5 protein-coding genes are annotated in these 6,421 nt (G+C 69.5%); 1 reads left to right on the top strand and 4 read right to left on the bottom strand.

The features are described 5' to 3' along the window. Positions 1-78: 78 nt before the first annotated feature. The 4 genes from ABT061_RS37615 to ABT061_RS37600 are packed head-to-tail and all read right to left on the bottom strand — an operon-like array spanning position 79 to position 4,930. Positions 79-1,293, bottom strand: a complete 1,215-nt coding sequence (locus tag ABT061_RS37615; protein ID WP_350927147.1) for an amidohydrolase family protein — start codon at positions 1,291-1,293, stop codon at positions 79-81. Between the two features lie 47 nt (positions 1,294-1,340). Then, positions 1,341-1,871, bottom strand: coding sequence for a DoxX family protein (locus ABT061_RS37610; protein WP_350927145.1), 531 nt, complete (start codon positions 1,869-1,871; stop codon positions 1,341-1,343). Then, positions 1,868-4,051, bottom strand: coding sequence for an acyl-CoA dehydrogenase family protein (locus tag ABT061_RS37605; RefSeq protein WP_350927143.1), 2,184 nt, complete (start codon positions 4,049-4,051; stop codon positions 1,868-1,870). Before ABT061_RS37605 ends, ABT061_RS37610 begins: the two co-directional genes overlap by 4 nt. Positions 4,052-4,063: 12 nt before the next feature. Beyond that, complete coding sequence (locus ABT061_RS37600) at positions 4,064-4,930, bottom strand: amidohydrolase family protein (RefSeq protein ID WP_350927141.1); 867 nt, start codon at positions 4,928-4,930, stop codon at positions 4,064-4,066. A gap of 183 nt (positions 4,931-5,113) precedes the next feature. Here ABT061_RS37600 and ABT061_RS37595 point away from each other — a divergent pair, with 183 nt between their 5' ends. Next, positions 5,114-6,301 carry an amidohydrolase family protein gene (locus ABT061_RS37595; RefSeq protein ID WP_350927139.1) on the top strand — a complete coding sequence of 396 codons (1,188 nt, stop codon included), beginning with the start codon at positions 5,114-5,116 and terminating at the stop codon, positions 6,299-6,301. Positions 6,302-6,421: the final 120 nt, after the last annotated feature.

Raw genomic sequence — 6,421 nt, 5'->3', positions numbered from 1 at the left:
CTTTCCAACCCGGGCGCCCCCCCCGCCCCGGCGCGCGCCCCCCCGCCGCCCCCCGCGCGACCTCGGCTTCGGGGCGGGTCAGGCCGCTGTCACGTTGCGGACCAGGGCCTCGTTGGGGTTGTCGGGCAACTCGGTGAGCGGCTGGGCGACCTCGGAGACCCTGGGACCGAGGCGCGACGCCGGCCCCGCGAGGGCGTCCAGATCGAAGCCGTAGACGTCGGCCGCGTTCTCCGCGAGGATCTTCCGCAGGTCCGCCTCCGGCCAGTCGTGGAAGAGCTGGCGCAGGGACATGGTCGTGTACGGGTAGGTGCCCTCGTCGTGGGGGTAGTCGCTGCCCCACATGAACTTGTCGATGCCGAGGGTGCGGGCCGCGGCGGCGTCGGCACGCTGGGGGAAGCTCACGCCCAGCCAGACGTTCTGCCGGAAGTACTCGGTGGCCGATCTCGGCAGGATGTGCTCCGGCTTGAACCTCAGCTCACCGACCGCGCCGCTGTCGCGAATCGCCGCCAGGGTGGTGTCCAGCTGCTCCAGCAGGGGCGGCAGCCACGAGCAGCCCTGCTCGGTCAGCACGACCTTGAGCCTCGGGAAGCGCTCGAAGACACCGGAGAGCAGCATGAACAGCAGGGGCCGCCGCGAGTAGTGGGTGATCTCGGAGAGCATGATGAGGGCGGACGACGGCAGCGGCGCGTACGCCGGCGAGCCGGTGCCGCCGTGTACGTTCACCGGAACCTCGAGTTCCTCGCACACCGCCCACAGCCGGTCGTAGTCGGGATGGTTCAGCGGCTTGATCCAGTCGACGTCCGGCGGGATCGTGGGCAGCAGCACGCCTCCGCGCAACCCGTGCTCCTTGATCCAGCGGACGTCGGCGATGGCGTCGTCGATGTCGTTGAGGAAGATCTGGCCGATGCCCGCCCGCCGTTCCGGCGCCCGCCGGCAGAACGCCTCCAGCCAGCGGTTGTGGGCACGGATTCCGGCGAGGCGCTGCTGGTACTCGTCCGGCTTGGGCGGCCGGGCGAACAGCACGAAGCTGGGAAAGAACGGGGGCACCGTGTTGGGGAAGATGACCTCCCCGACGACGCCGTCCGCGTCCTGCTGTGAGTTGCGCATCTCGTCGTCCCAGTTGCGGTACCGGCGCGTGTCACCGAGATCGCTGAACGGGTTCTTGTACCGGCCCCGCCAGGCGTCGAAGTCGTCGTGGTACTTCTGCTCCAGGAACTCCCGGTACATCGCGTGACTTCCCCCGGCATGGGTGTCCGACGATATGACGGTATAGCGCGATTCCTGCTCTGCCATGGTGTCTCCCTGAACTCTGATTTGATCACTGTGAACCGGTGCGCGGCTCAGGCTCCTGAGCCGGCCGCCGTACCGGGACGCCAGAAGACGACGAGCTGCGCCGCCGCTCCGCAGACACCGAGACCGACCGCGACCGCCAGGCGACCCCAGCCGCCGATGGACGGCTCCGCCAGCTCGTCCAGCGACCAGCGGCCGGGGCCCAGCCCCGCGAGGGTCGCGGCACAGACCGCGAGTACCAGCACGTACTCGTAGCCCTCGCTGGGCCGGAAGATGAAGAACCCGTTCCTCAGGTGTGTCGTGACGAGTGCCACCCCCATCACCGCGATCGCCGCGGCCGAGGCGAGGGGGGTGAGCAGGCCGAGCCCGATCAGGACGCCCGCCCCGAACTCCGTCAGGCTCGCTGTCCAGGCGTGCAGCCGGCCCGGCCGCATGCCCAGTGACTCGAACCAGCGCGCGGTCCCCTCGATCCGGCCGCCGCCGAAGACGTGGTTCCAGGCGTGCATGACGAAGACGACGGCCAGCGTGAGCCTGAAGCAGAACAGCGCCAGGTCGGAGGCGCCGTCACCGGAGGTGCTCATCGAACCTGTTCGCGTGGGAGGCGCAGCACCTGCTCCGCTATCACGTTCAGCTGGATCTCCGTGGTTCCCCCGCCGATCAGCAGCGGCGGCACCGAGAGCAGCGCCTGGGCGGCGTCGCCGGCCTCGCCGGTGAGGACTCCGGCCCTCGAACCCAGCCAGCTCAGCTCCGTGCCGCGGATCTCGGCGACGTTCCAGGCCGACACGACCTTCAGCACGCTCGACTCGGCGCCCGGTTGCAGGCCGGAGAGCTGCCGCACGAACGCGCGCTGGCCGAGTGCCTCGAAGGAGTTGACCTTCGCGGTCAGCACCCCGATGTCACGGACCACCGCCGGCCCGTCGACGCCCAGCGCCTCGGCGGTGCGGGCGGGATTCTCCCGGGGTCCGGACATGCCGCTCCCCATGCTCACCCGCTCGTTGCCCAGCGTGGTGCGAGCCAGCCGCCATCCCTCGCCGGGCCTGCCGACCAGGCACTCGTCGGGGACGAAGACGTCGTCGAAGAAGACCTCGTTGAAGAGGTAGCCGCCGTTGGCCTCGCGCAGCGGCCGGACCTCCACCCCGGCGGAGCGCATGTCCACCAGGAAGTAGCTCAGGCCCTTGTGCTTGGGGGCCTCGGCGTCGCTCCTGGCCAGGCAGATGCCCCAGTCGGCCTCGTGCGCGCTCGACGTCCAGACCTTCTGGCCGTTGAGCACCCATCCCCCGTCGGCCTTCTCCGCCCGGGTCTTCAGCGAGGCGAGGTCGGAGCCGGCACCCGGCTCGCTGAACAGCTGGCACCAGACGATGTCGCCGAGGAGCGTGGGCATGACGAAGCGTTCGCGCTGCCGCTCGGTCCCGTGCGCGATGACGGTGGGCAGGGCCCACTCACCGATGACCGTCGAGGGCTGGGTCAGGCCGGCGCGCTCGTACTCCTGGGAGATCACGACCTGCGAGATCGGGTCCGCCGCCAGCCCGTACGGCCTGGGGTAGTGCGGGGAGACCAGGCCGGCCTCGGCCAGCAGGCGACGCCGCTCGGCCTGCGGGGCCGAGACGATCTCGCCGAGCGTCTCCGCGACCCGGGCGCGCAGTCCCGCCGGCTCGTCGGTGAGGTCGACGGCCCTGGTCCGCTCGGTGACGCGGGCGAGCCGCCCGGTGCTCTCCTCCCACTCGTGCGCGGGACCCAGCAGGGTCGCCAGGCTCATCGCCCGGCGCCAGTACAGATGGGCGTCGTGCTCCCAGGTGTAGCCGATGCCCCCGAACAGGGTGACCGTCTCCAGGCCCAGCTCCGCGATACCGCCGAGGCAGGTGACCGCGGCCGAGGCGGCGGCGAACGCGAACTGCTCCCGGTCCTGGTCGGCGGCCGAGGCCGCGTCCCAGGCCGCCGCCGACATGAGCCGGCTCTGGATGAACATCCTCGCGCACTTGTGCTTGATGGCCTGGAAGGAACCGACCGGCCGGCCGAACTGCTCGCGCACCTGGACGTAACCGAGCCCGTTCTCCTGGCACCAGCGCGCGATGCCCGCGGCCTCCGCGGAGAACAGCACGGCCGCGAGCGAGCGCAGTTCGGTGCTGTCGACGGAGAGCACCCGGTCGAAGGGCACGAGCAGGCCCTCGGCCGTGACGGAGCCGATGTCACGGGAGAGGTCCACTCCCGGCTGCCGGGAGACCTTGACCGCGTCCCGCTCCGCCGGCTCCAGCAGGAACCAGACGGTGCCCTCGGGAGCCTCGGCACCGAGCACCAGGTGCTCGGCGCTGAGCGCGCCGAGGACGGGCTCGGTCGTGCCGGTCACCTGCCAGCCGTCCCGCCTGCGCACCGCGACAAGGCCCTTCGGCGTGGTGGCGCACGCGCCGGTGGAGCCGCCCGCGAAGCGCGGCAGCGCCCGGGCGCACAGGTCGCCGCCACCGTGCCGCGCGACGACCAGGCTGGTCAGCAGGGTGGGGAGCAGCGGGCCCGGCATCAGCCCCCGCCCGGTCTCCTCCAGCACGACGGCGAGCTCGACGAGCCCGGCGTCGTCGCCGCCGTACTCGGCGGGCAGGTGCATGGCGAGGATGCCCTGCTCCACCAGATGGCTCCAGACCGACGGCCACACCCCGGCGGCCAGGTCCTCGAACTCGGCCCGGGTCGACTCGGAGCTCACGTGGCGGGCGGTGAACCCGGCGATGGACTCGGCGAGCGCCTGCTGGTCCTCGGTCAGTGCGATCGACATCGTCTCGTCACCTCACCTGTCCAGCTTGAGGATGCGCCGGGTGTTGCCGGAGAGGAACTTCGGCCACACCTCGTCCTTGAAGGGCACGCCCGGCATGTCGGTGAAGATCCGCTCCAGGGAGAGCCCCATGGGGAAGTAACCCGCGTAGAGGATCTTGTCGGCGCCCCGGGTGTTGGCGTACCTGATGATGGCCTCGGGGTAGTGCTTGGGAGCGAAGGCGGAGGTGGAGTAGTACAGGTTCGGCCACTTGAGCATCAGCTTCACCGCGAGCTGCTCCCAGGGCTCACAGCCGTGGCGGGTCACCATGACCAGGTCGGGGAAGTCGTACATGACGGTGTCGATCCGCGACACCTCCTGCGGGGCGAACTTCAGCCTCGGCCCGGGGATACCGGCGCACACGAAGATGGGGATGTCGAGTTCCACGCAGGTCGCGTAGACCGGGTACATCTTCGGATCGTCGATCGCGACCTGCGGGAACGTCCCCGCGGGGAACGACCCCACGGCGCGGATCCCGTACTCCTCGTAGTCTCGCCTGATGGCGGCCACGCTGCCCATCACGTCGTTGGGGTCGTCGACGTTGCCCGAGGGGATGAAACGGTCGGGGTAGCGCTTCAAGGCCGCCCGCGACACCTCGTCCGACACCCCGATCATGCCCTGGACGATGCCGAAGCGGTCCATCTCCCGCAGGGTGAGGCCGATCGGGTCGTCCGCGGGGAGGTCCTTGGGGACCTGCTTGAACATGTACTCCGCGGGGAACTGCATCTCCTCCAGCGACCCCCGGTCCCTGGTCTGCCTGCGGATGAAGTCGTACTGCGAGAAGTCCTTCTGCGGGAATCCGATCATCGTGTCGATGACGGGCACTCCGGACGGCATGGCCATCGTGAGCTCCTTTTCAGTCCTGGCTCGGTACTCTGAAACAGGATTTCAGTTTCGTCAAGAGGCGGGCAGCACTTCACCTACTAACAGCAGGCGAGATCGATGCTTGCCACAACTGAAATCCCGTTCTACATTGCATGCGGCGGCCCAAGAAGGCCGCGCGTGACGACCGGGAGGTACGAACCCGTGGCTGACCTGCCCTTCAGATACTTCGACTGCGACAACCACTACTACGAGGCGCTCGACGCCTTCACCCGCCATCTGGAACCCCGGTTCGCCAAGCGAACGATGCAGTGGGCCACGATCAACGGCAGGACCCGGCTCCTGGTCGGGGGCCGGGTGAACAAGTTCATCCCCAACCCGACCTTCGACCCGGTGGCCAAGCCGGGTGCCATGGACGAGTACTTCCGCGGCCGCAACCCCAAGTCGGCGGGGACACTCGAACTCTTCGGCGAGTTGGAGCCCATCCGGCCCGAGTACCGCGACCGTGACGCGCGCCTCGCGCTCATGGACGAGCAGGGCATGCAGGGTGCGATCTTCCTGCCGACCCTCGGTGTCGGCATGGAGCAGGCGCTCCTGCACGACGTGCCCGCGCTCACCGCGGCCTTCCGCGCCTTCAACCGCTGGCTCGCCGAGGACTGGGGATTCGCCTACCGGGAGCGCATCTTCGCCGCGCCGTACATCACACTGGTCGACCCCGACAACGCGGTCAGGGAGCTGGAGTGGGCGCTTGAGCGGGACGCCCGCTTCGTCGTCATGGTGGGCGGGCCCGTCATGACCCCCGGCGGCGGCAGGTCACCCGCCGACCCGATGTTCGACGGCTTCTGGGCACGGGCGAACGAGGCCGGCATCACCGTGCTCTACCACGGCGGCGACTCCTACTACAGCAAGTACCTGGCCGACTGGGGCGAGAGCGAGTTCACCGAGGCGTTCCGCGCCAGCCCCTTCCGCGGCCTGGCCTCGGCGAACTCCCTTCAGGACACCATCGCGAGCATGCTCGCCAACCGGCTGTTCGAGCGCTTCCCCCGGCTGCGGATCGCCTCGATCGAAGTGGGCTCCGACTGGGTCTTCCACCTGTTCGACAAGCTCAAGAAGTCCTTCGGCCAGACCCCGTACCTGTATCCCGAAGACCCCCGCGAGACGTTCAGGCGGCACATCTGGGTGGCCCCCTTCTACGAGGACGAACTGGGCGCGCTGCGCGACCTCATCGGCGTCGACAAGATCTTGATGGGATCGGACTATCCGCACGTCGAGGGCCTGGCCGACCCCGGCTCCTACATCAAGGACCTGGAGAACTTCCAGTACACGGTCGAGCAGAGCAGGCGAGTGATGCGGGACAACGGTCTCGAACTCGCCACGCGGCTGCCGGCCTGACCCGGACCGAGCCGGACCGTGGTCCGCGGGGCCCCGCCGCCATCGCGACCGGCCCCGGGCGCGGTATCGCGTTTAACCCCCGCCGGGTGGACCCACAGGGAGACGGAAGAAAAGAGAACA

It is taken from the genome of Streptosporangium sp. NPDC002544 (assembly GCF_040295965.1).
Taxonomy (GTDB): Bacteria; Actinomycetota; Actinomycetes; order Streptosporangiales; family Streptosporangiaceae; genus Streptosporangium.
The sequence above is the reverse complement of the archived record's forward strand: the minus strand, read 5'-3'. Positions and strand labels throughout refer to the sequence as shown.